This window comes from Bacillus sp. 22-7, from assembly GCF_010628845.1.
GTDB classification, from domain to species: domain Bacteria; phylum Bacillota; class Bacilli; order Bacillales; family Cytobacillaceae; genus Cytobacillus; species Cytobacillus firmus_B.
The window spans coordinates 234,808-257,391 of the sequence record NZ_NJQY01000014.1; the positions used below are offsets into that span (position 1 = coordinate 234,808).

The 22,584-nt window shown below is 39.5% G+C and carries 23 protein-coding genes; 17 read left to right on the forward strand and 6 right to left on the reverse strand.

What is annotated here, in order from left to right; translation table 11 throughout:
• Positions 1–17: 17 nt before the first annotated feature.
• Entirely contained in the window at positions 18–515 is a 498-nt protein-coding gene (locus CE058_RS12585; RefSeq protein ID WP_048010617.1) for a molybdopterin-binding protein, read from the reverse strand.
• 274 nt (positions 516–789) lie between these two features.
• On the opposite strand from CE058_RS12585, the gene CE058_RS12590 reads away from it, so the two are divergent.
• The 3 genes from CE058_RS12590 to pyc all read left to right on the forward strand — a co-directional run bounded on the left by CE058_RS12590 (position 790) and on the right by pyc (position 6,151).
• Complete coding sequence (locus tag CE058_RS12590; protein ID WP_048010616.1) at positions 790–1,071, forward strand: Fpa/YlaN family protein; 282 nt, start codon at positions 790–792, stop codon at positions 1,069–1,071.
• A 257-nt stretch (positions 1,072–1,328) separates the two neighbouring features.
• Positions 1,329–2,531, forward strand: a complete 1,203-nt coding sequence (locus CE058_RS12595; protein WP_048010615.1) for an FtsW/RodA/SpoVE family cell cycle protein — start codon at positions 1,329–1,331, stop codon at positions 2,529–2,531.
• Between the two features lie 179 nt (positions 2,532–2,710).
• Entirely contained in the window at positions 2,711–6,151 is a 3,441-nt protein-coding gene (gene pyc / locus CE058_RS12600) for a pyruvate carboxylase (RefSeq protein ID WP_163143000.1), read from the forward strand.
• A 275-nt stretch (positions 6,152–6,426) separates the two neighbouring features.
• On the opposite strand, the gene CE058_RS12605 is transcribed toward pyc, so the two are convergent.
• The gene (locus tag CE058_RS12605; protein WP_163143002.1) at positions 6,427–7,404 is read right to left on the reverse strand and encodes a COX15/CtaA family protein; all 978 of its coding nucleotides are present in this window, start codon (positions 7,402–7,404) and stop codon (positions 6,427–6,429) included.
• Positions 7,405–8,038: 634 nt separating this feature from the next.
• Between CE058_RS12605 and cyoE the strand changes: the two genes are divergently transcribed.
• From cyoE to CE058_RS12645, 8 genes are all read left to right on the forward strand, one after another.
• Complete coding sequence (gene cyoE, locus CE058_RS12610; protein ID WP_163143005.1) at positions 8,039–8,977, forward strand: heme o synthase; 939 nt, start codon at positions 8,039–8,041, stop codon at positions 8,975–8,977.
• A gap of 111 nt (positions 8,978–9,088) precedes the next feature.
• Entirely contained in the window at positions 9,089–10,165 is a 1,077-nt protein-coding gene (gene coxB / locus CE058_RS12615; RefSeq protein ID WP_048011868.1) for a cytochrome c oxidase subunit II, read from the forward strand.
• Positions 10,166–10,193: 28 nt separating this feature from the next.
• Positions 10,194–12,062: a cytochrome c oxidase subunit I gene (gene ctaD / locus CE058_RS12620; RefSeq protein ID WP_035328682.1), complete on the forward strand. Its 1,869-nt coding sequence runs from the start codon at positions 10,194–10,196 to the stop codon at positions 12,060–12,062.
• On the forward strand, positions 12,062–12,691 hold the full coding sequence (locus tag CE058_RS12625; RefSeq protein ID WP_035328684.1) for a cytochrome (ubi)quinol oxidase subunit III: 630 nt from the start codon (positions 12,062–12,064) through the stop codon (positions 12,689–12,691). The genes ctaD and CE058_RS12625 overlap by 1 nt, the downstream gene beginning before the upstream one ends.
• A 4-nt stretch (positions 12,692–12,695) precedes the next feature.
• Positions 12,696–13,031: a cytochrome c oxidase subunit IVB gene (gene ctaF, locus CE058_RS12630; protein ID WP_048011869.1), complete on the forward strand. Its 336-nt coding sequence runs from the start codon at positions 12,696–12,698 to the stop codon at positions 13,029–13,031.
• Between the two features lie 180 nt (positions 13,032–13,211).
• Complete coding sequence (gene ctaG / locus CE058_RS12635) at positions 13,212–14,114, forward strand: cytochrome c oxidase assembly factor CtaG (RefSeq protein WP_163143008.1); 903 nt, start codon at positions 13,212–13,214, stop codon at positions 14,112–14,114.
• 234 nt (positions 14,115–14,348) lie between these two features.
• A complete protein-coding gene (locus CE058_RS12640; RefSeq protein WP_163143011.1) occupies positions 14,349–14,816 on the forward strand; it encodes a DUF420 domain-containing protein in 468 nt (155 codons plus the stop codon).
• Positions 14,817–14,947: 131 nt separating this feature from the next.
• Complete coding sequence (locus CE058_RS12645) at positions 14,948–16,120, forward strand: GNAT family N-acetyltransferase (protein WP_163143014.1); 1,173 nt, start codon at positions 14,948–14,950, stop codon at positions 16,118–16,120.
• Positions 16,121–16,192: 72 nt separating this feature from the next.
• Here CE058_RS12645 and ytvI read toward each other — a convergent pair whose 3' ends face one another.
• Positions 16,193–17,251: a sporulation integral membrane protein YtvI gene (gene ytvI, locus CE058_RS12650; RefSeq protein ID WP_163143017.1), complete on the reverse strand. Its 1,059-nt coding sequence runs from the start codon at positions 17,249–17,251 to the stop codon at positions 16,193–16,195.
• A 156-nt stretch (positions 17,252–17,407) separates the two neighbouring features.
• Here ytvI and CE058_RS12655 point away from each other — a divergent pair, with 156 nt between their 5' ends.
• Complete coding sequence (locus CE058_RS12655; protein WP_163143020.1) at positions 17,408–17,758, forward strand: Asp23/Gls24 family envelope stress response protein; 351 nt, start codon at positions 17,408–17,410, stop codon at positions 17,756–17,758.
• Between the two features lie 94 nt (positions 17,759–17,852).
• Here CE058_RS12655 and CE058_RS12660 read toward each other — a convergent pair whose 3' ends face one another.
• Positions 17,853–18,212 carry a YugN family protein gene (locus CE058_RS12660; RefSeq protein ID WP_048011190.1) on the reverse strand — a complete coding sequence of 120 codons (360 nt, stop codon included), beginning with the start codon at positions 18,210–18,212 and terminating at the stop codon, positions 17,853–17,855.
• A gap of 233 nt (positions 18,213–18,445) precedes the next feature.
• On the opposite strand from CE058_RS12660, the gene CE058_RS12665 reads away from it, so the two are divergent.
• From CE058_RS12665 to CE058_RS12675, 3 genes are all read left to right on the forward strand, one after another.
• On the forward strand, positions 18,446–19,075 hold the full coding sequence (locus CE058_RS12665) for a CAP domain-containing protein (protein ID WP_163143023.1): 630 nt from the start codon (positions 18,446–18,448) through the stop codon (positions 19,073–19,075).
• A 13-nt stretch (positions 19,076–19,088) separates the two neighbouring features.
• Positions 19,089–19,520, forward strand: a complete 432-nt coding sequence (locus tag CE058_RS12670; protein ID WP_048011188.1) for a CBS domain-containing protein — start codon at positions 19,089–19,091, stop codon at positions 19,518–19,520.
• 210 nt (positions 19,521–19,730) lie between these two features.
• Positions 19,731–20,771 carry a CAP domain-containing protein gene (locus tag CE058_RS12675; RefSeq protein ID WP_163143026.1) on the forward strand — a complete coding sequence of 347 codons (1,041 nt, stop codon included), beginning with the start codon at positions 19,731–19,733 and terminating at the stop codon, positions 20,769–20,771.
• Positions 20,772–20,783: 12 nt separating this feature from the next.
• On the opposite strand, the gene CE058_RS12680 is transcribed toward CE058_RS12675, so the two are convergent.
• Positions 20,784–21,158: a hypothetical protein gene (locus tag CE058_RS12680; RefSeq protein WP_163143029.1), complete on the reverse strand. Its 375-nt coding sequence runs from the start codon at positions 21,156–21,158 to the stop codon at positions 20,784–20,786.
• 14 nt (positions 21,159–21,172) lie between these two features.
• Complete coding sequence (locus tag CE058_RS12685; RefSeq protein ID WP_163143033.1) at positions 21,173–21,670, reverse strand: PaaI family thioesterase; 498 nt, start codon at positions 21,668–21,670, stop codon at positions 21,173–21,175.
• A gap of 160 nt (positions 21,671–21,830) precedes the next feature.
• On the opposite strand from CE058_RS12685, the gene CE058_RS12690 reads away from it, so the two are divergent.
• Both CE058_RS12690 and CE058_RS12695 read left to right on the forward strand, forming a co-directional pair.
• On the forward strand, positions 21,831–22,238 hold the full coding sequence (locus CE058_RS12690; protein WP_163143036.1) for a YlbD family protein: 408 nt from the start codon (positions 21,831–21,833) through the stop codon (positions 22,236–22,238).
• Positions 22,239–22,250: 12 nt separating this feature from the next.
• The gene (locus tag CE058_RS12695) at positions 22,251–22,493 is read left to right on the forward strand and encodes a YlbE-like family protein (RefSeq protein WP_163143039.1); all 243 of its coding nucleotides are present in this window, start codon (positions 22,251–22,253) and stop codon (positions 22,491–22,493) included.
• Positions 22,494–22,584: the final 91 nt, after the last annotated feature.

Consider the following 22,584-nt stretch of genomic DNA (forward strand, 5'->3'; position numbering starts at 1 on the left):
CAAATCGCCCTCTCCGGTCATTCCACTCTAAATGCTTTCACTCTTTTTATAGGGGAATTATAGTTGCTGCCATCCCCAAGATAGGCATGAACTGGCCCATCCTCTTTTAACGGTTTTCCATCCTTTGAGAACCCCAATATTAATTCCTCGGCTTCAGATAGTGTCAATCTGGTTTCACCATCTTCACTCTCAATAACAACGATTTCTGCGCTCTCATCCGGCTCTGCATTCATTAGGAATGGTTTAAAAGGTATACCGAATGTGCCTGTCAGGACCTTTTCTTTTTCAAATTTCTTTTCTGTTTTAAGTGTTGGAGGAAAAACTGCGCCTTCCATGATTTCTCTATCCCAATGCTTTGAGACTGCTTTAGTATATTCCTCAAGTTCGTTTTTTCTGATATTTTCATGCATAAAGTATGTTGTCAAATCCAACCTTCGGTCATCAAATATCCAGACTCCTGGATCTAAGGTGATTTGATATTTTACGTTTCCTTTGAAAGCAATAATATTTTCCATATTGAACCTCCTGGCAGCAGCTTTTATTCTAAATATATGTATGATTTAAGTATACAGATTTTTAAGGCGCTTGTCATACAGGCCCAAGTGCTATTTGGTTAAAGTCGCTAAATGAACAGAACGAATTAATGATTGATGACATGCCTTATTAGTGGGTTATGAATTGATGCGGGAATCATTTCTCTATCGAATCCCTTATTATCCTTGCTTTTTTCCATGCTTAAGTATAAAATTTATAGATAGGATAATCGCTCGGAAATGGAGGGATTGAAAGTTGGCTTCTGACATGATTATTGATCACAAAGAAAAAGCAAATGCCCTTTTAAAGGCAGATGCTGCTAAAATATTAAAGTTAATAAAGGTGCAAATGGATAATCTAACCATGCCTCAATGCCCTCTATATGAGGAAGTTCTTGATACCCAGATGTTTGGCTTATCCAGAGAAATAGATTTTGCTGTCCGTCTCGGATTAATTGAAGAGACTGAAGGCAAGGCTATTTTAGAAGAATTGGAAAGGGAGCTGTCCATGCTCCACGAAGCTTCAGTAAAAAAATAAAAATAAAAAACTCAAACATCTTCCAAAGATTGTTTGAGTTTTTTTATAACCGTATTATTATGTAATGGGTATTAGTATATCCAAAAGAAAAGAATAATCAATATTGTATAACTTAATTTAAAAATAGTATAACATAATTATAGAATTATTTTCTTTGCTGTGTTACATTTAAATTAACTTTTCTTTTCTTCAAAGCAGGATATTTAATACTATAGTAGAATAAGTAATAAACTTAGAAGATAAGGGAAGAGGGCTGGATGTTAAAAAAAATATTAAAATCATATGATTATACCCTGATAATAGCTGTAGCCCTGTTAGCTGTTTTTGGACTCATTATGGTTTTCAGTGCAAGTATGGTTACAGCTGTACAGATTTATGATCAGGATAGCGACTTTTTCTACAATAAACAAAAGCTTAATTTAATTATCTCAGGCATTGTTTTCGTTTTTGTCGCTCTATTTCCATACAAAGCTATGCAAAGCAACAAATTTCTTGTTCCGATGGTGTTTCTTTCGTTATTCGGCCTGATTGCGTTATTTATCTTTGGAAAAGTAGCGGGCGGAGCTATGAGCTGGTTTGAGATCGGCAAGAGAAGCCTTCAGCCTGCAGAGTTTGTCAAGCTTTCAGTCATTATATATTTGGCTGCTGTCTATGCAAAGAAGCAACCCTATATTAATGAATTTAACAAAGGAGTTCTCCCCCCGCTTGCTTATCTTATTCTTGCCGTAATCCTGGTTGCTGTACAGCCAGATTTTGGTTCGGCCATGATTATATTGCTTGTGGCTGGATCTGTGATCTTTACTTCAGGCATGAATTTTAAGAACATATTTAAATTGGGGCTTTTCGGTGTATTGCTGGCTTCTCCTTTTATCCTTCTATTAAAAGATAAGATATTTGCGCCTTATCGATTGGGGAGGGTAGAAGCATTTAGAGATCCCTTTGGATCGGAATTCGGATATCAGCTTTCGAATTCCTATATTGCCCTCGGTGCAGGCGGGTTAAAAGGGCTGGGCCTTGGTGAGAGTATACAAAAACTTGGGTATCTTCCTGAAGCCCATACAGACTTCATTATGGCTGTAATTGCTGAGGAACTCGGGGCATTCGGAGTAGGTTTTGTCATTTTGCTTCTCGGGTACATTGTACTGAGGGGAATCTTTATCAGTTTAAAGTGTAAAGATGCTTTTGGCAGCTTGCTTGCTATCGGGATTTCCGCCATGATAGGAATTCAGGCGTTCATTAACCTTGCGGGAATTTCGGGTGTTATGCCGCTCACTGGTGTTACACTTCCTTTTATAAGCTATGGAGGGTCATCCCTGCTTCAGCTTTCGATTGCAATGGGAATTCTAGTGAATGTCTCTATGTTCGTCAATTATGAAAAGAAATATAAAAATAAACATGAAGAGACAAATCCGGAATCCATTGAGATGGCTTCCGAAAAAACATTTTCTATTCATAAATAAGCACAGTTAAATTCACAGTGCTTTATTTATATATCAATCAGCTAATGCTGATTACATAATTGCTTCCATCAGGGGCAGCCAATCGAAGTTATTATGGCCGGTTAGCGGAATACCCGTCCGGCCTCAACTTAGATTTGGCAGAATATTGCCAAAAAATACATAAAGACGGGGTGTTTTGTTTGAGCAGAAGAATTAACAAGGTATTAGTAGCCAACAGAGGAGAAATTGCCATTCGTGTATTCCGCGCCTGCACGGAGCTGGATATTCGCACGGTAGCTATCTATTCGAAAGAAGATTCCGGTTCTTACCACCGCTATAAAGCGGATGAAGCTTATCTGGTAGGGGAGGGCAAAAAACCGATTGATGCTTATCTTGATATTGAAGGAATCATTGATATAGCAAAAACCAGTGATGTTGATGCCGTTCATCCGGGCTACGGCTTTCTATCTGAAAATATTGAGTTCGCAAAACGGTGCGAGGAAGAAGGTATCATATTTATCGGACCTACTTCAAAGCATCTGGATATGTTTGGTGATAAAGTTAAGGCAAGAACTCAAGCCCAGCTTGCTGAAATTCCGGTTATACCTGGCAGTGATGGTCCAGTAGAAAGCCTTGACGAAGTGATTAGCTTTGGCAAAAATCATGGCTTCCCAATTATCATTAAAGCCTCACTGGGCGGCGGCGGAAGAGGCATGCGCATCGTAAGGAACCTTGAAGAAGTAAAGGAATCATATGAGCGTGCCAAATCAGAGGCAAAAGCAGCTTTTGGGAATGATGAGGTTTATGTTGAAAGATTCATAGAAAGACCAAAGCATATCGAAGTTCAAATCATCGGTGACCATGAAGGAAATATTGTTCACCTGTATGAAAGAGATTGTTCAGTCCAAAGGCGCCACCAGAAGGTTGTTGAAGTTGCACCTTGCGTCTCCCTACCGGAGAATTTGAGAGACGAGATTTGCCAGGCTGCTGTCAACCTGATGAAGAATGTAGATTATTTAAATGCAGGAACTGTGGAATTCCTGGTTTCAGGTGATCAGTTTTATTTCATAGAAGTAAATCCGCGTGTGCAAGTTGAGCATACGATCACTGAAATGGTAACAGGTGTTGATATTGTACAAACGCAAATCATGGTGGCTGAAGGCTACTCGCTGCACAGCAAAGAAGTTGGTGTTCCAAAACAGGAAGATATTCATGTACATGGCTATGCCATTCAATCCCGTGTAACAACAGAGGACCCTTTAAATAATTTCATGCCCGATACTGGCAGGTTAATGGCATATAGATCAGGCGGCGGTTTCGGCGTGAGGCTTGATGCGGGAAATGGTTTTCAGGGGGCAGTAATCACACCTTATTATGATTCGCTGCTTGTTAAACTCTCTACGCACGCAATGACTTTCCAGCAGGCAGCATCAAAAATGGTGAGGAACCTTCAGGAATTTCGTATCAGGGGTATTAAAACAAATATTCCTTTCCTTGAGAATGTTGTAAAACATGAGAAATTCCTAATAGGTGAGTATGATACATCATTTATCGATGAAACTCCTGAGCTATTCTTATTCCCGAAAAAGAAAGACCGCGGGACGAAGATGCTGAATTATATCGGGAATGTAACAGTAAATGGATTTCCGGGAATTGAAAAGAAGAAGCGTCCGGTATTTGAAGAGCCTCGAGTACCGAGATTAAAATACAGTACAGATTACCAGGATGGAACAAAGCAAATTTTAGATAATCAAGGTCCTGAAGGGCTTGTTAAATGGATTAAAGAACAAAGAGAAGTCCTGATCACGGATACTACCTTCCGTGATGCGCATCAATCTCTGCTCGCGACGCGGGTTAGAACTAATGACCTGAAGCATATAGCAGAGCCGACAGCAAAATTGCTTCCGGATATGTTTTCGTTTGAGATGTGGGGCGGTGCAACTTTTGATGTTGCTTACAGATTCCTGAAAGAAGATCCTTGGGATAGATTACTGACATTGCGGGAAAAAATGCCAAATGTTTTATTCCAGATGCTGCTTCGTGCTTCGAATGCAGTCGGATATAAAAACTACCCGGATAATGTAATAAGAGAGTTCGTAGAAAAATCAGCCTACGCCGGCATCGATGTATTCCGGATTTTCGATAGCCTTAACTGGGTTAAAGGGATGGAAGTCGCAATCGATGCTGTGCGCCAGACAGGAAAAATTGCTGAAGCAGCTATGTGCTATACAGGTGATATTCTGGATCCTGCCAGAACGAAGTACAATCTTAAATACTATAAAGACTTGGCAAAGGAACTGGAAAATCAGGGAGCTCATATACTGGCCATCAAAGATATGGCTGGTTTATTGAAGCCGCAATCAGCATACACTCTTATTTCTGAATTGAAAGAAACTGTTGACATTCCAATTCATCTTCATACTCATGATACAAGCGGTAATGGAATTTACACATATGCAAAGGCTATTGAAGCTGGAGTGGATATTGTGGATACGGCCCTGAGCACAATGGCAGGCTTAACATCCCAGCCAAGTGCTAACTCTTTATATTACGCGCTGCAGGGAAATGACAGGCAGCCAAAAATTGATATCCAGTCGCTCGAGCAATTATCTTACTATTGGGAAGATGTGCGCAAATATTACCAGGACTTTGAAAGCGGGATGAAAGCTCCTCATTCAGAAGTCTATCAGCATGAGATGCCTGGCGGACAATACAGTAATCTTCAGCAGCAGGCTAAAGCAGTTGGCCTTGGGGATAAGTGGGATGAAGTTAAGGACATGTATTCCCGTGTGAACCAAATGTTTGGTGATATTGTTAAAGTTACACCTTCATCCAAGGTAGTTGGTGATATGGCGTTGTTTATGGTCCAGAATCAGCTGACAGAACAGGATGTTTTGAATAAAGGAAAATCTTTGGATTTTCCAGACTCAGTTGTTGAGCTTTTTGAAGGCTACCTGGGGCAGCCGTATGGTGGATTCCCGGCTGAACTGCAAAAGGTTATATTGAAAGACAGGGAGCCAATCACAGTCCGACCGGGAGAGCTTCTTGAAGATGTAGACTTCGATGCTTTAAAAGAAAAACTTTTCAAAGAATTAGGCAGACAGGTTACAAGCTTTGACGCAATTGCCTATGCACTTTATCCAAAAGTATTTATGGATTATATTAAGACCTGCGATCAATTTGGTGATATTTCTGTTCTTGATACCCCTACATTCCTCTATGGTCTAAGACTTGGTGAGGAAGTGGAAATTGAAATTGAAACAGGTAAAACATTAATAGTTAAATTGGTTTCGATAGGGCAGCCTCAAGCTGACGGCACAAGAATTGTGTATTTCGAGCTAAATGGTCAGCCTCGGGAAGTAAGCATAAAAGATGAAAGCATAAAAGCTACAGCAGCAGCCAAGGCAAAAGCTGATCCGCATAATGAAAGCCATATTGCAGCCAGCATGCCGGGAACTGTCATCAAGTTACTTGTAGAAAAAGGTGAAAAAGTCGAAAAAGGCGATCACTTAATGATTACAGAGGCTATGAAGATGGAAACCACTGTACAGGCACCATTCTCTGGAACTGTAAAGGATATTTTCGTCTCAAATGGTGAAGCAATTCAAACTGGAGACTTGCTGATAGAGTTGTCAAAATAAACAATAGCTGTTTCGTAAGGTTTGTTGCTATTTGTATATTATTCTATTTACTGAGTTGATTGGAGCGGAAGGTGCGAGACTCCTTCGGAGCAGCGGGACAGGTGAGACCCCGCAGACGCGGAGCGTCGAGGAGGCTCACCGCCCTCCCCGCGGTTCCCTGAGCAGCCTGGAGCGGAAATCAACGGAGAACTTTGATAGGTGAAAACACTTTTTATACGAAAAGAGTCTAAACAAAAGAGCTTCGGCAAATGCCGAAGCTCTTTTGTTTATTGTATTTATGGAATGGAAGTAAAAGTAGGGAGAGCAGATTCATCATTTTTCTCTTTTTCCTTAACAGCTGAAACAGCAAGCTCATTTTTTCTGCTTCGTGAAGACAGGAGGATAAAATAGCTTAATACTCCAAATAAGCAGGAAATAAAGAAGGCGTGTGCAAGAGCTATATACAAGTTAAGTCTGGTTAAAACAACCAATGCTCCAGCGGCAACCTGGAGTGATACTAAGATAAATGAAATAATCCAGCCCCAGTAAATTACCTTCTGGTCCTTGTAATGTTTAATAGCCAGATAGGTAATGTAACCAATCCATATGAAAATTAAGCCCGCGGCAGCCCGGTGCCCCATTTGCACCCATTCGTACATATTAGCGGGAAGTGCGAAAGATCCATTTATACAAAGCGGCCAGTCACGGCATACAAGGCTGGCATTTACATGACGCACAAGTGCGCCGGTGTAAACAACAGCATAGCTGTATAAAGAAACTCCAATAATATGTTTCCTCATTCTTTTATCGATAATAAGCTTTTCTGCCTCGAATTTTTTATCAACTTCAAAAATAAGCAAAGTCAGAAGCAGTACAGCAGCAAATGATATTAAAGATATCCCGAAATGAAGGGCGAGCACAAAATCAGATTGCCCCCAGACTACTGCGGCAGCGCCAATTAAAGCCTGCAGGATTAGGAAAAAAAGCGAAGTCAGCGCTAAAAACTTTGTCTCTCTAATATGTCCTATTTTTCTCCATGTCCAAATCGATAATATAAGAACCATAAATCCGATAGCGCCTGAAACCAGTCTATGTGCCAGTTCGATAATCAGTTCAGGAGTAATATCGGTGGGAACTAGCTCGCCATTGCAAAGCGGCCACGATTTCCCGCACCCCATACCTGATTCCGTTTTCGTTACAAGGGCACCGCCCAGCAAAACCAAAAGCATGCCGATTGATGTAAGAACAGCAAGCCATTTTAAAGATCGTTGCAAAGCCTTTCACCTTCTTTAAATATTCTAGGTTTAATAATAGTGTCAATAATTGATTTACTCCGTATTTGTCCATTATCTATCTTAACAAAGATTCTATAAAAAGCCATATATGAATGTGCGTCCATTTACTTTTTCGATAGTACAGGAATAAAAAGCTTTTTACAACAGTTATAAAAATTATAAAGTTAATTATAGTAAAAAAGGTTGAAACTTATAATAGAGTTTGCTAGAAATATAAAGGGGGTATAAAATGGATGTCCCCTGTCGCGGAAAGTAAACCAAAATACATAAAAGTGAGTATATTATTCCTCCGTAGTTTTCTGAAACAGTTTAATTATCTCAAAAATAAACCCTTTCTTTAAGTGAATTTAGACTTTGACACAAATTAGTCATAAATTATTCTAAAAAAATTCACAAAAGAGTTTTAAAGTGTGATTTAATATACAGAGAAATGGTTTAGATTCATATAGATAGTAAACAGTTTAACTACATTATTAATGGTAGGAAAACTATTAGTATGGTTATTAATCATCCAGGGTTCACCCCTCGTTTTTTATCGTGAATATGGCTTTCAGTGCATTTATACTTTATAGTAGGTGTAATGTTCGCGATAAGGAATTAAGGAGGAAAAGATATGTCTGACTCACGGGCTTTGAGTGATGCTGCTATTGAGAACAGAGAGCGAAGCCTTCAGCAAGATATACCTGAGACTACAGTTTGGAAGGACTTCCTTGCTCTTATCAAAATTGGCATTGTAAATTCCAATCTGATTACAACCTTCACCGGTCTTTGGCTTGCACTGCATTTTTCAGGAAAAGGTTTTTTCAATAATCTGGATCTGGTTCTATATACAGTAATCGGCTCCTCTTTGATTATTGCAGGCTCCTGCAGCTTAAATAATTATATTGACCGCGACATTGATCCATTAATGGAAAGGACAAAAGGGAGGCCAACTGTTACCGGGAAAGTGAACCCGGGCAAGGTGGCACTTTTGAGCTTTCTGCTTATTGGCCTTGGTACGGCCTTTTTAATGTTTACAACAGTAACAGCAGTTGTAATTGGATTAATTGGTGTTTTCAGCTATGTTGTCTTATATACAATGTGGACGAAACGCAGGTTTGTTTCCAATACGATTGTAGGCAGCATTTCAGGGGCAGTTCCACCTTTGATTGGATGGGCAGCTGCGGATGGCAATCTTGACCCTATGGCTTGGGTGCTGTTCGCTATCGTGTTTATCTGGCAACCTCCACATTTCTATGCACTGGCTATGAGAAGGGTAGAGGAATACCGGGCTGCTGGAGTTCCGATGCTCCCAGTAGTAAAAGGGTTTAACGCCACTAAAAGGCATATTTATATCTGGATTGCAGCATTATTGCCGCTGCCGTTTCTTATGCCATCTCTTGGATTGCCATTCATAATACTTGCTGGGGTTTTAAACATCGGCTGGTTATTGACTGGGATATATGCAAGGAAGTTTAATGATGATATTAAATGGGCTACATTAATGTTTGTATACTCCCTGCAATATCTGACCATCATGTTTGTAGCCATGGTAATCATCACACTTATTTAACTTAGTTAGGAAATTCCTTTTTTCGTTTATAACGAGAGGGGATTTATCCATATTTTTTGATCAAACAATTCAAAAAATGAAATCTTTACGAAAGAGGGGTTTGATTAAGCTATGAAAAGGCTTGCAAAGTGGCGTCTTTTTTCTCTGTTTGCAATGATGGCGCTCATTCTTTCCGCTTGCTCCGGCAAACCGTATTTATCTACGCTTAAACCTGCCGGCGAAGTGGCGCAGACACAATTTGATTTGATGGTGTTAAGTACTGTAATAATGGTAGGAGTAATTGCGGTCGTAACAGTAATCTTCTTTATTGTTGTTTTTAAATTCCGCCGCAAGGACGACAGAATTCCAAAACAAGTTGAAGGAAGCCACAAGCTGGAAATCATTTGGACTGTTATTCCTATTCTTTTGCTTCTTATTCTTGCTGTACCGACAGTTTCAGCTACCTTTAAGCTTGCTGATGTAGGCCCAATGGAAAAGAAGAATGAAGAAGGCAAAACAGATGCACTTGTTGTTAATGTGCGTGCAAACTTATACTGGTGGGAATTCGAATATCCAAACCAGGAAATTATCACTGGCCAGGAATTAGTTGTGCCAACGGATGAAAAAGTTTATTTCAATCTTATTGCTTCTGATGTTAAGCACTCCTTCTGGATTCCTGCTGTAGGCGGTAAGCTGGATACGAACACGGACAACGTGAATAAGTTCTGGCTGAAGTTTGACAGTGAAAAGGCTGCTGATGCGGACAATTACTTTTATGGAAAATGTGCTGAGCTTTGCGGTCCTTCCCATGCATTAATGGATTTCAAAGTTAAAGCGGTTCCACGTGATGAATTCGATCAATGGGCAACTGCAATGGCAGAAGTAAAAGAACCTAAAAAAGCAGAGACAGATCTGGCTCAAGCTGGTCAGGAAGTCTTCAATAACAGCTGTATCGGCTGTCATGCTGTAACACCGGCAAACACTGCTCCTGAAGCAGCCCGTTTAGCTCCTAACTTAACAAACTTCGGTGATCGTGACCGTATTGCCGGTATCCTTGATCATACTGAAGAAGATCTTAAGGATTGGTTAAGAGATCCGGAAACATTCAAACCTGGCAATAAAATGACAGGTACTTATGGTGAATTGTCTGAAGAAGAGCTTGATGCCCTGACAGAATATTTAATGGGCTTGAAAGTTATGGAACAATAGGGGATTTTTTGAAAAGGGAGGTAAAATTGTGAGTACCTTAGCACAAAAAAAAGGTTTCGGAGCGGTTTTATGGGATTACTTAACAACAGTTGACCATAAAAAAATCGCAATCCTTTATCTTATAGCTGGCGGATTTTTCTTCTTGCTTGGCGGATTGGAAGCTATGTTCATCCGTATCCAGCTTGCAGTACCAAATAATGACTTTGTAAGTGCCGGATTGTATAATGAAATTTTAACTATGCACGGTACAACCATGATCTTCTTGGCAGCTATGCCACTGATTTTTGCTTTTATGAATGCTGTTATGCCACTTCAGATCGGTGCGCGTGACGTTGCATTCCCATTCTTGAATTCTTTAGGATTCTGGCTGTTTTTCTTTGGAGGAGTTTTCTTGAACCTCTCATGGTTCTTAGGCGGCGCTCCTGATGCAGGCTGGACTTCTTATGCATCTCTATCAATTGCTTCTGAAGGGCATGGGATCGACTTCTATGCACTTGGACTGCAGATATCAGGTGCGGGTACGTTAATCGGGGGGATCAACTTCCTTGTTACCATCATTAATATGCGTGCTCCTGGTATGACATACATGCGTATGCCGATGTTCACTTGGGCTACATTTGTTACATCAGCATTGATTTTATTTGCATTCCCTGCTTTAACAGTAGGACTATTCCTGTTAATTTTCGACCGTATGTTTGGATCTAACTTTTTTGATCCTGCTATGGGCGGTAATACAATTATCTGGGAGCATTTCTTCTGGATTTTTGGACACCCTGAAGTTTACATCTTGGTATTGCCGGCTTTCGGTATTTTCTCCGAGATTTTTGCGATTTTCTCAAGAAAGCGCCTTTTCGGATACTCTTCAATGGTATTCGCAACGGTTCTTATTGGTTTCTTAGGATTCATGGTATGGGCTCACCACATGTTTACAACTGGTATGGGGCCGATTGCAAACGCGATCTTTGCTGTTGCAACAATGGCAATTGCAGTACCGACTGGTATTAAAATCTTTAACTGGCTATTTACAATGTGGGGCGGAAGCATCACTTTCACAACACCGATGCTTTGGGCTATTGCCTTTATCCCTTCATTCGTAGCCGGCGGTGTTACAGGTGTTATGCTGGCGTCTGCTGCACAGGATTACCAGTACCATGACAGCTACTTTGTAGTGGCCCACTTCCATTATGTTATTGTTGGCGGTGTTGTGTTTGCACTCTTTGCAGGTGCTCACCTTTACTGGCCAAAAATGTTCGGTACAATGTTAAACGAATTCCTTGGAAAAATTACGTTCGTATTATTCTTTATTGGATTCCATTTAACATTCTTTATCCAGCATTTCCTTGGACTTTGGGGAATGCCGCGCCGTATTTTCACTTACCTTCCAGGACAGGGCTTTGAAACGTCTAATATGGTAAGTACTGTAGGTGCTTTCTTCATGGCAGCTGCAGTAATCATCTTGTTAATAAATATTGTTATTACCAGCGTTAAAAATGAAAAAGTTGGCAATGATCCTTGGGGAGACGGCCGTACATTAGAGTGGGCCATTCCTTCACCGCCTCCATTCTATAACTTTAAGCAGCTTCCGCTCATTCGCGGCCTTGATGCATATTGGCTTGAGAAAATGGAAGGTAAAAAAGGCATGTCGCCTGCTGAGCCGCTTGGTGATATCCATATGCCAAACAACTCGTTCATTCCATTTGTGATTTCTTTCGGTTTATTTGTTGCTGCATTTGGTGCAATGTACCGCGCAGAACACAGCTGGGGTATCCCAGTACTAATCGTGGGTATGCTTATTACTCTAGGCTCCATGTTTGTGCGTTCTGTCAAAGATGATCATGGATACCACATTCATAAAGAAGATTTGGAAGACACTAATGATAAGGGGGTTAAGGCATAATGGCTACTGAACAAAAAATGACTTATGAAACATGGCCTGCGTCGCCTGAAAAGCAAACCCTCGAAGCCAAGAACAAATTCTTAGGTTTCTGGTTTTTCCTTGGGGGAGAGACGGTTTTATTCGCCTCCCTATTCGCCACTTACCTTGCTTTAAAAGACAAAGTACCTAGCAGTGACATGGCTCTTGCGAAAGACTTGTTTGAAATACCACTGGCATTTATTATGACAATGCTGCTATTAACCAGCTCGCTCACAAGCGTATATGCTATGTATCACATGAAGAACTTCAACTTCAAAAAAATGCAGCTTTGGCTTGGAATTACTGTTTTGCTTGGACTTGGATTCCTCGGTTTGGAAATTTACGAGTTCAATCACTATGTGCATGAATTCCATCATAGCTTCACAAGCAGTGCCTTTGGTTCAGCCTTCTACACGTTAGTTGGATTCCATGGTGCTCACGTGGCATTCGGTTTACTATGGATCACTACTTTGATGATCCGCAACAGCAAAAGAGGATTGAGCCTTTACAATGCTCCTAAGTTTTATGTAGCCAGCCTATACTGGCACTTTATCGACGTTGTTTGGGTATTCATCTTCACAGTAGTATATTTAATGGGAATGGTGGGATAAACTGATGGCCAATCAACAACCAAACTCAGGTAACCCAAGAGTAGACATTGAATATAGACGTAAAAAAAGTGCAGAAGAGATGAGACATCAAGTTATCACATTTGCACTAATGATCTTCCTGACAATTGTTGCGTTCGTAGCAGCAGGTTATGAAGGTTTCTCTGGATGGTTTATAGTGCCGTTCATCCTGATTCTTGCTCTTGTGCAAGTAGTCTTCCAATTATATTATTTCATGCATATGAGCCACAAAGGTCATGAAGCACCGTCTTTGTTCTTATACTCAGGAGCATTTGTCGGATTTATCACAATCATTGCTTTCTTGACTGTTATTTGGTGGTAAGTTTAAAAGAAAATCGGCTGTTTGCCGATTTTCTTTTTATGTAATGAAGTATTTGCAATTAATACCCAATTTCCGATTTATTGAGATTGCAGACTGAAGAGAGTATAATAGTACTTGTCAATAACGCTTAGTATTGGGAACGTTTAAGGCCGGTTGAGCATTATTTAATGAGGTGATAGCATGTCTTTGGAAATATTCGGTTTCCGTGCACTTTGGAGTCCATATTTCTTTTTATTTGTAGCAGTGATTCTTGCAGGCTACTTTATGTTAACAGTAAAGTATCGTGGAAAATTCAATGATAGTGAGCCATTAACTAAAAGGCAGGGTGTGTATTTTACAATCGCTATGATTGTGTTGTATGCGATCAAAGGCTCTCCGCTGGACCTGATGGGCCATTTAATGTTTTATGCCCATATGATACAGATGGCTATCCTGTATTTAGTTGTTCCTCCCCTTGTAGTCATGGGAATCCCTCAGTGGGTGTGGAGAAGAGTGGTTAATCACAAAGCTATTAAACCTGTATTCAGTATTTTTACAAAGCCATTAATCGCCATTATCCTGTTTAATGGAGTATTTTCTATATACCACATACCAGATGTTTTTGACGTGGTAAAAACGGATATGATGTTTCATACTGTATATACATCTGGCCTGTTTCTTCTGGCAATCTTTATGTGGTGGCCGACTATTAATGAGCTTCCTGAAATGGAGTCATTGGACGGCTTGAAAAAGGTAGGATACATTTTTGCAAATGGTGTTTTATTGACTCCTGCATGTGCTCTGATCATTTTTGCAGATACACCAATGTACAGCACGTATTCTGATCCAAATGCATGGGCACAGGCCCTTCAGTTATGTGTTCCTTCTGCGACACTGGCAAGCCTGAATCTTAGCGGGCCGGAAATGTTCAATTCAATGTCACTTATACACGATCAGCAGCTTGGCGGGGTCATCATGAAGATTATTCAGGAAATTGTATATGGTATTATTCTTGCGCAAATTTTCTATGCATGGTACAAAAAAGAACAGGAAATTACACCATCAGAAGAAGAAACAATACTAAATCCGCATTTAGTAAAATAAAAAATAAACTCCAGTCAGAGGCTGGAGTTTATTTTTTTGTTAAAAGTAAAGATGTTGGCATATTGCAATGATAATGATCACATGGTTTTAAATAAATATTGAACATTTAAGGAACTTTTATTAAAAGCTCATACAGTTTGTTGAAAAATATAGTACACTTTAATAAAATGAACCATGTGATAAAAAACACCGTGAAGAGGAATTTTAAACTGATAGTGGAGAGAGGAAGAATTTATGGAATACTCATTACCTATACTCCCTACCATAAGCACGACCTTTATTGTATTAAGTGCAATAACGGTTGCGATTGGTTGGGTACAAATCAGCAAAAAAAAGCTTGAGGCTCATAAGAAAACAATGACTTTGGCTGCTGTGTTTGCTGTTATTTTCTTTATCATTTATGCCAGCAGAACTGTTTTTATCGGGAATACTGCATTTGGCGGCCCTGATAATATAAAAATTTATTATACGATGTTCTTAATTTTCCATATTACCCTGGCAACTGTTGGGGCAGTTTTAGGAATTATCTCGTTATATACGGGCTATAAAAATAAAGTGGCAGCACATAGAAAATTGGGACCGATAACCAGTGTGGTCTGGTTTTTTACTGGCATAACAGGTGTTGCAGTCTATCTGCTGCTGTATGTTTTCTACCATGGAGGAGAAACCACATCAGTTATAAAAGCAATCCTGGGTACGTAACAGGTTATGAGATGCCGCTGGCTGTTTAGCGGTATTTTTTTATGCCCAAAAAATTATCCGCTTCTTAATTAAAAGGACTTAATAAGTATATGGCGAATAGTTATAATGATATTTAATTGGGAGTGAATTTTGTGTCGGTAAGTAAATTAACAGAGAATGAATATCTTGAGGCCATGAAGCTTTCTATGTATGCCTTCCAGTACAATGTGCCTGAAGCTGACATCCCGGCCAGGATGGAACGTTTAAAAAATCATGCCATTTTTGGTATCTGGGAAGGGGAAAGTTTGGCTGCCAAACTTCACACTATCCCCCTGAAAGTTCATATTAATGGCTTTGAATGGGATATGGGAGGTGTTGCTGGTGTTGCAACATATCCGGAATTCAGAAGAAAAGGGCATGTAAGCAGCCTGATCAAGCACGCATTAGCCGAGATGAATAATAAGGATCAGCTCTTTTCATTTTTGCATCCATTTGATATTTCTTTCTATCGGAAATACGGATGGGAGATATTCACTGAATATAAGAAAACGCTTATTAAGAAAATAGATTTAAAAATGACGGGAAAACCTTCAGGGACCATTAAGCGATTTACTAAGAACCAGCACACATTAACCATCGAAAAGATTTATAAGGAATATATGCAGCGTTATTCAGGAGGGCTTGTAAGAGACTCATACTGGTGGGAGAACTTTGTGTATTCTGATTACCAGATTGCGGTGTATTTTAACGACTCAGGTGAAGGACAGGGCTATATATTATTTAAGGTAAAAGACAATAAAATGGATATCGAAGAATTCGCAGCTCTAAATCAGGAAGCCAGAGTGAATTTATGGAACTTTATCTGTCAGCATGATTCAATGGTTGAGGAAGTAAAGATCATTACATCAGTACACGATCCATTTCCTTATTACCTGAATCAGCCTAATTTAAAAATGGAGGTTTTTCCGTACTTTATGGGGAGAATCGTCAATGCTGGAAAGTGTCTCGGCCAATATTCTTTCAATGAAAATAGTGAAAATGTCTTTCTGCATATTGAGGATCACCATGCACCATGGAATAATGGAAGCTACCTAATTGCTGACGAAGGTGTCAGGGTGTTTAAAGAGAAAGCAGGAAGCCAATGCATAAACCCTCCAGCACGAGGTCTGCATATGTCTATCAATGCCCTTTCAACGATTATAATTGGCTATAAGAGGCCAATGGAGTTATATGATCTAGGTGAAATTAAAGGTCCAAGAAATGATGCAGAAATACTTGAAAGAAAAATTCCTGTGCAAAAGTCCTTTTTCTATGACTTTTTTTAAGGAAACTCAGTTGAGATGTATGCAGGAAAGAAAAAGCGTCCAGGCGGACGCTTTTTTACTTTTTTATTAAGTTTATATTTTGAAATTCATCTTAATAAGTCCTGCTTCTTTTGCAGAATTAAAGGCGATGACCAGTAATGGGCCAATGATGAAGCCCAGTATCCCAATGAGTTTCAGCCCTAGATACATAGCTATTAGCGTGGCGAGCGGAGATAGCCCTATATGGGTGCCCATTACCTTTGGCTCAACTGTTCTGCGGATAATTAAGAGGACGGCTGCAAGAATTGCCAATTGTGTCCCCATAGCTACATCTCCTGTCAGTAAATGAAACATTGCCCATGGGCCAACAATGACAATGGAGCCAATAATAGGGATAAAGTCAATAACCCAAATGATTATAGACATGATCAATGCCATTTCTGGATTGATGAATAATAATCCAATCAGGGATACGATAAAGATAATCACACTTACAAGGAATTGAGCCTTGAAAAAGCCAAATCCGACATAAGAAAGCCGTGAGGTCATAAACTTGACTTTATCTGCAGTTTTTTCTGTAAGGTGATTATACAAACCTTTCCTTAATCGCGGCAGATCTATTAAAAACAAAAATAAGGCAATCAAGTATACGATGAAACTGACAAGATAGTTCGGGATGTTTGTCAGAAGTGCTTTTAAGCTATCAATATCTACGTATGCGACAAGGTCATCCTTCGTTTTATTCAAAAAGGATTGAATCTGGATACTTATTTCATTAACAAGGTCTTTAGGAAGGTCTTTGGCAGCATTGGAAAAGTCCGCTTCTGCCCTGAGCCATGCTTTTGTAATTTCATTAATGTACATAGGAGCATTTTCAACAAGTTTAATGGCTTCAGTTATTACTTTTGTCGTAATAAAGTAGCCTGATAATCCAATGAAGAGGACAAATCCGAGAAAAGTAATCAGCACAGATATTCTTCGGCTTATTTTTATTTTAATTTGCAGCAGTTTCACAGCTGGTTCTAGGATTAATGCTGTAATAAAAGCAATAACCAGAGGAACAGAAACAGGCAAAATGAAATAAAAAAGGACAGTTATAAGAATTACAGCAATCAATATTAATAAAAAGCGTTTTGTGAATATTGCAGACAAAATAAATCCCCTTCCCAATTTTGTTAACCAACAAAAGACCGTAACACTTTGTTTATAGTATGCATTAAATATCATAAAAACTAAAAATAAAACGATTTAAAGCTGAGAGATTATTGCCCTTATATAAAAAATCGTAAAGAAAGAAGTGAACGGAAGATGCATAACGACCATCTTGACTTCGAGACGATTCAGGCAGCCAGTGATATAATCTCCGCAATCGTAGAATCCAGCCTGGAGGAAAGAAAGAGTGTTATTCCTCTTAAGCATGAAAGATTCACTTTCTTTAAGAGAAAAAAAAACCCTATTTCCATCACTTTTAGTAACACTGAAGTATATTTAAAAATTAAGCTTAACATAGTAAATGGAAAAAATATTTTGGAGGAAACTCTCCGGATTCAGAAAGAAATCAAGGATGAAATTGTCCATTTAACTGGACTGGAGGTTAAAAGAGTGGATCTCTCAGTCCAAAAAATTATATATGCAGGAAGCGCTCTTTCAGAGAACTAAATTTTAAAGGTCTAAAGTTTATGTAAAAAAGACGCATGATGTTCATGCGTCTTTTCCATGCAGAAAATAAATTCAATTTTAATGCAGGTTTAAATTACTCAGCGAATTGGTCAATCTCTGCTTTTATCTCATTTAGAGTTTTTTCGCACTGACTTACTAATGATTTAGGGAAGCTTTCGCCTTCACCGTATTCTATCCCATGCGGATAATAATGTTTGCCCAGCAGCGGTGTCATAAGCTGGATAGTTGCTCTATGAGCTCCTACATCTCCTTCAGCCGCATATCCAAATACACGAAGGTAAAAAACACCCTCTTTTAATTCGAATTTACGGTCATATGTAACTCTTTCATAATCCCATTGCCCTTCGCGGACCAGGCCGTGAGAAAGCATTACTTCATCTAAGCGGGTTAAGTCTGCTTTTTTATTTTCCAGACCTGTGTTTTCAAACTTCATAATTGTCCCTCCTGAAAACATCCATGGTTCTGTTGAACGATCCATGCATAATTTTAACAAGTTTATCTCAAATTTAATAATAGTAGAAAAAAGCGTAACTTGCAACGGATTCATGCAAGAAAACATCCTTCTCTCAAAGAACGTTAGCTGAACTGCCGTAATTTAACGCCTGGCTGGCATATCTTGAGCAACTGGAACTCGCAGCTGCCAAATTGTGAAAGGGGAAGCGTCAATTGCAGAAATACAAAGCCATCAGTCTCTTCTTTTTTATAATATTATTAACACCACAGCCTGCAGGTGCTGCAGCTGATTACAGAGTTGAGCAAAAGGATACACTTTGGGAAATTGCGCTAAGATTCCAGAGAGATCTGCAGGAAATTATTAATAGCAATCCTCAGATAGAAAATCCTGATTTAATTTTTCCTGGTGAAGTTATTATCATTCCCGACCATGGAAAGAAGATTGCTATGCCCAAAATGGATCAAAATGAAAATAAACTTATGAGGCTGGCCAACGAAAAACGAAGAGAATTAAGGCTAAAGCCATTGTCTGTAGATTTGAAGCTGAATGGTGCTGCCCAAAAAAAGTCTTTGGATATGATGAAATTACAATATGTTTCACATAATTCTCCTACATATGGAAATCCTACAGAAATGTTAAGGAATCAGCAAATTTCTTTTCGGACCGTAAAGGAGAATATCGGGGCGGGCTATAAAACAGCTGATGAAATGTTTGATGCCTGGATGAATTCCGCAGTCCACAGGGAAAATATTCTAAACAAAAAGGCAACTCATATTGGTTCCGGATATAGTCAAGGAGGCCTGCACGGTCACTATTGGACCATATTCATTGTTGAAAAATAAAGGAGGATAAAAAATGGAAAAAATCCGCGATATTATGACAGACGAGGTTGAAAGCTGTTCTCTATTGGACAATGTTTATGAAGTGGCAGTTAAGATGAAAGAACTAAACGTAGGGGCTATCCCGATTGTGGATAATGATAAACTCGTCGGAATGATAACTGACCGGGATATCGTACTTCGCTGTGTAGCAGAAAAACACCCTGCTTCTTCTAAGGTAGAAGATATTATGAGCAGCCATTTAGTAACTGTATCGAGGGATACAGAGTCTCGGGAAGCAGCCCGCTTGATGGCTGAACATCAAATCCGCAGGCTTCCTGTTGTGGAAGGTGACAAGCTTGTGGGGATAGTATCACTAGGTGACTTTGCCGTGCGTCATTTAACAGATGACCAGGCTGGAGAAGCTCTTACTGATATTTCTAAACACGAAACTGAAGCACAGCATTAAGAGGACACCATCTGGGTGTTCTTTTTTTGCAGCAAATGCTGTTACAGAACTAATTGAAAATAATAGATAAACAATACACCTAATGGTATGATTAATAGTATATTTGCAATAATTTCTATTTAGATTCCATTTAGCATTACGCCTGCTTGGATACAGCGAGTAAAAGAAGGGAGGTACGGTTCTCTGAGAGCACTTTTCCGAATTTTAATATTGATTTGCATTTTTCTGGCAGCAGGTTTTTACATCGATATTGGGCGTAAAGATAAAGGGGAGATCCTTGTCAGTCAGGAAAATACAATAAAGGATATAAATAATAAGGAAAATAACTTATCTTCCAATACGGGGTTTCCTGAAAAGGGTGTGGCCTCACTAATGGGAAAATCAGCTGGGGAGCTTAAAGAAAGTTTGGGAGAGCCGTCCAGAATAGATCCCTCTTTTTATGGATACGATTGGTGGATATATAATAAAAGCGGCACTGAGTATATTCAGGCTGGCGTCAGCAATAATAAAGTGGTTAGTTTGTTTGCGACAGGCGAAGATTCAGACATTTATCCTTTCAAAATAGGGCAGCCAATTGGTGAATTATATTCATCCGTCTTTTTTGAAACGGAATTCAGTCTCAAAGTAAAAGACAGCTCATACCGTTTCGAGTTATCTGAAGATGACCTTAATACAAGGCCGCTTGTTATGGTTGGTGAGTACTATGCACAGCTTAATATAGATAGATTTACAGGGACGCTTTCCAGCGTGAGGTTAATGGATGCAGCCACTTTAATTAAGCTTCGCCCGTATGAAATGGTTTACCGTGGTGAATTATTGGAGCCCCCTTTGCCTTCTCCTGCTTTTGAAGACGAAGTGGAGAGAGCGAAAGAGAAGCAAATTTTCGACATTACCAATGTTATAAGAGTCAGACACCATTTACAGCCGCTGAAATGGGATGATCTGACTGCAGCGGCAGCTTTAGCTCATAGCAAAGATATGTATGAAACAAAAGACTTTTCTCATACTTCTAAAACTTACGGCGATTTGGCGGACCGGCTTGAAGCTGCGGAGGTCTCTTATGAGGCTGCGGGGGAAAACATAGCTGCAAATTATACAGATGCTCCCGCTGTTGTTGAAGGATGGCTTAACAGCAAAGGCCATCGGGATAGTCTGCTGAAAGAAGAGTTTACCCATCTTGGAGTTGGAGTTTATAAAAAGCATTATACGCAAAATTTCATAAAAAAAGCTGATGGAGAAGGTATAAAGTGAAAAGAGCCTATATTAAGGCTCTTTTTTACTATTAGCAATCTGAATCCGGCCAACCTGAAAATAGTCATCCTTCCAATTTCCATACAAGTGGACAGAATCACCGATCTTGACAGAAGGAATTGAAGCATTAGTCATTAAAGGAGTAATTTTTTTTATATTTGAATGCTTGAGTCCCTTTGTTCGGACGGTCAGTTCAAGAACATGTACATAGCGGCTGTAATTATAGCGCTGCCTGCTCTCGCTAAGATGGATGACTTCGCCTGAAATAATGGCTTCCTCGGGAACATCTGCAAGGCTCGCCCACTTCTCATGACCTTCCCGCATTTCCTTTTTTGTCAGCCAATAAAAATAAAGGCAAATAATTGGAATAACGATAGCGGTGACCATCTTCCCACCTGCCTTTAATTATTTACATTTTTCTTTTCGATGATAAAAAAGCTGCCTGTTGCCTGTGCAATTTTTCTCCCATCAGAACGGAGTACATCTGCAGATAATACCATGCTTTTTGTTCCCTTATGGTCAATTGTCGCTTTGCATGTTACGTATTCCCCTTTGCCGACTGCAAGATAATGAATATTCAACTGTGTCGTAACAGCACCAAAACCATCAGGAAGCAGCGAAGCCGCAAGTGTTCCCATTGCAGAATCAATAATTGTAGCGGTTATTCCCCCATGGAGAATTCCTAGCGGATTATTGACGATCTTACTTAAAGGAACTGTCAGTATGCATTCCTCATCAGTTATGTGTCGTTCCATATGGAGCAGTCCGCCAATATAAGAGCTGTTTTTGCCGGTTTGTTTTTTATGAAAACCTAAAAGCAGGGATTCTAAAGCGGTTAATTCTTCGTCAGTCGCATTCCTGGTGCACTGATCAAATAATTCCATAAGATTTCGATTCATTATTATTCACCTTTCAATATGTTTCTGCATTCATATATTACCATTAATGGCTGAATTTTTGAATTTTAATGGACCAATTAAAGCAGACATAAATATTCACCTTTTTCATTCATACTCATATGGTATTATAGGCATTTGCATTAGAACGAGGTGATATTTCATGTCCAAAACGAAGCTTCATCCCTCTGTTGAAAAGTTTAAAGAGTTTGTTAAACAGAATCCCCGGGTCATCAAAGAAGTCAGGGATGGAAATGCAACGTGGCAAGAATTATATGAGGATTGGTATTTGCTTGGGGAAGAAGATTCAAGGTGGGATTCCTATAGAGAAAACAAAGATAATACACAAAAGACAGAAGAGAAAAAAAGTGACTGGATGGGCAGCATTATGGGGACCCTTAAGCAAATGGATGCGAATCAAATGCAGGGTTACATCACTAATCTCAGCCAGGCACTTTCAGCTGTGCAAGGGGTTATTTCGCAATTCCAGGGCGGCGGCCAGAAACCATCAGGAGGCTCAAAGCCAAGTATGACTAAACCAAGCAGCCCTTTTACATTTAAAAAGGATTAAGGGGTCAATCAAATGAGAAAAGATATCGTCGAGTATCTTGAACAAAAGCAGGATCTTAGGCAATTTATCCGTGAGCAGCCTTATTGGTATAGAAAACTGAGCAGAAATCCAAACGAAATTCAATCTCTGGAAGTGGCCGCACTGCACTATTATAAAAAAACAATCCCCCATCAGGTTGAAAAATTCACGAATGGAGTGCAAATGGCCTCCATGATGATGAGCATGTTTCAGGCCATGAATTCTCAATCCAAATAGAAAGCTTTCTCGCACACGAGAGAGCTTTTTATTTGTTATCGCAGTCTAACGGGCAGTAAGACTCCCACTTCAAGACTCAGAGGAATCAAAG

Bases quoted from the DNA above. Each gene is read 5' to 3' on its own strand.
- CE058_RS12640 (WP_163143011.1), top strand. From the start codon at position 14,349: ATGGAATACTCATTACCTATACTCCCTACCATAAGCACGACCTTTATT.
- CE058_RS12685 (WP_163143033.1), bottom strand. From the start codon at position 21,670: ATGAATCGAAATCTTATGGAATTATTTGATCAGTGCACCAGGAATGCG.
- CE058_RS12595 (WP_048010615.1), top strand. From the start codon at position 1,329: ATGTTAAAAAAAATATTAAAATCATATGATTATACCCTGATAATAGCT.
- CE058_RS12585 (WP_048010617.1), bottom strand. From the start codon at position 515: ATGGAAAATATTATTGCTTTCAAAGGAAACGTAAAATATCAAATCACC.
- CE058_RS12625 (WP_035328684.1), top strand. From the start codon at position 12,062: ATGGCTACTGAACAAAAAATGACTTATGAAACATGGCCTGCGTCGCCT.
- CE058_RS12690 (WP_163143036.1), top strand. From the start codon at position 21,831: ATGTCCAAAACGAAGCTTCATCCCTCTGTTGAAAAGTTTAAAGAGTTT.
- coxB (WP_048011868.1), top strand. From the start codon at position 9,089: ATGAAAAGGCTTGCAAAGTGGCGTCTTTTTTCTCTGTTTGCAATGATG.
- CE058_RS12660 (WP_048011190.1), bottom strand. From the start codon at position 18,212: ATGAAGTTTGAAAACACAGGTCTGGAAAATAAAAAAGCAGACTTAACC.
- ctaF (WP_048011869.1), top strand. From the start codon at position 12,696: ATGGCCAATCAACAACCAAACTCAGGTAACCCAAGAGTAGACATTGAA.
- CE058_RS12680 (WP_163143029.1), bottom strand. From the start codon at position 21,158: ATGGTCACCGCTATCGTTATTCCAATTATTTGCCTTTATTTTTATTGG.
- CE058_RS12655 (WP_163143020.1), top strand. From the start codon at position 17,408: ATGCATAACGACCATCTTGACTTCGAGACGATTCAGGCAGCCAGTGAT.
- CE058_RS12670 (WP_048011188.1), top strand. From the start codon at position 19,089: ATGGAAAAAATCCGCGATATTATGACAGACGAGGTTGAAAGCTGTTCT.
- cyoE (WP_163143005.1), top strand. From the start codon at position 8,039: ATGTCTGACTCACGGGCTTTGAGTGATGCTGCTATTGAGAACAGAGAG.
- CE058_RS12695 (WP_163143039.1), top strand. From the start codon at position 22,251: ATGAGAAAAGATATCGTCGAGTATCTTGAACAAAAGCAGGATCTTAGG.
- ctaG (WP_163143008.1), top strand. From the start codon at position 13,212: ATGTCTTTGGAAATATTCGGTTTCCGTGCACTTTGGAGTCCATATTTC.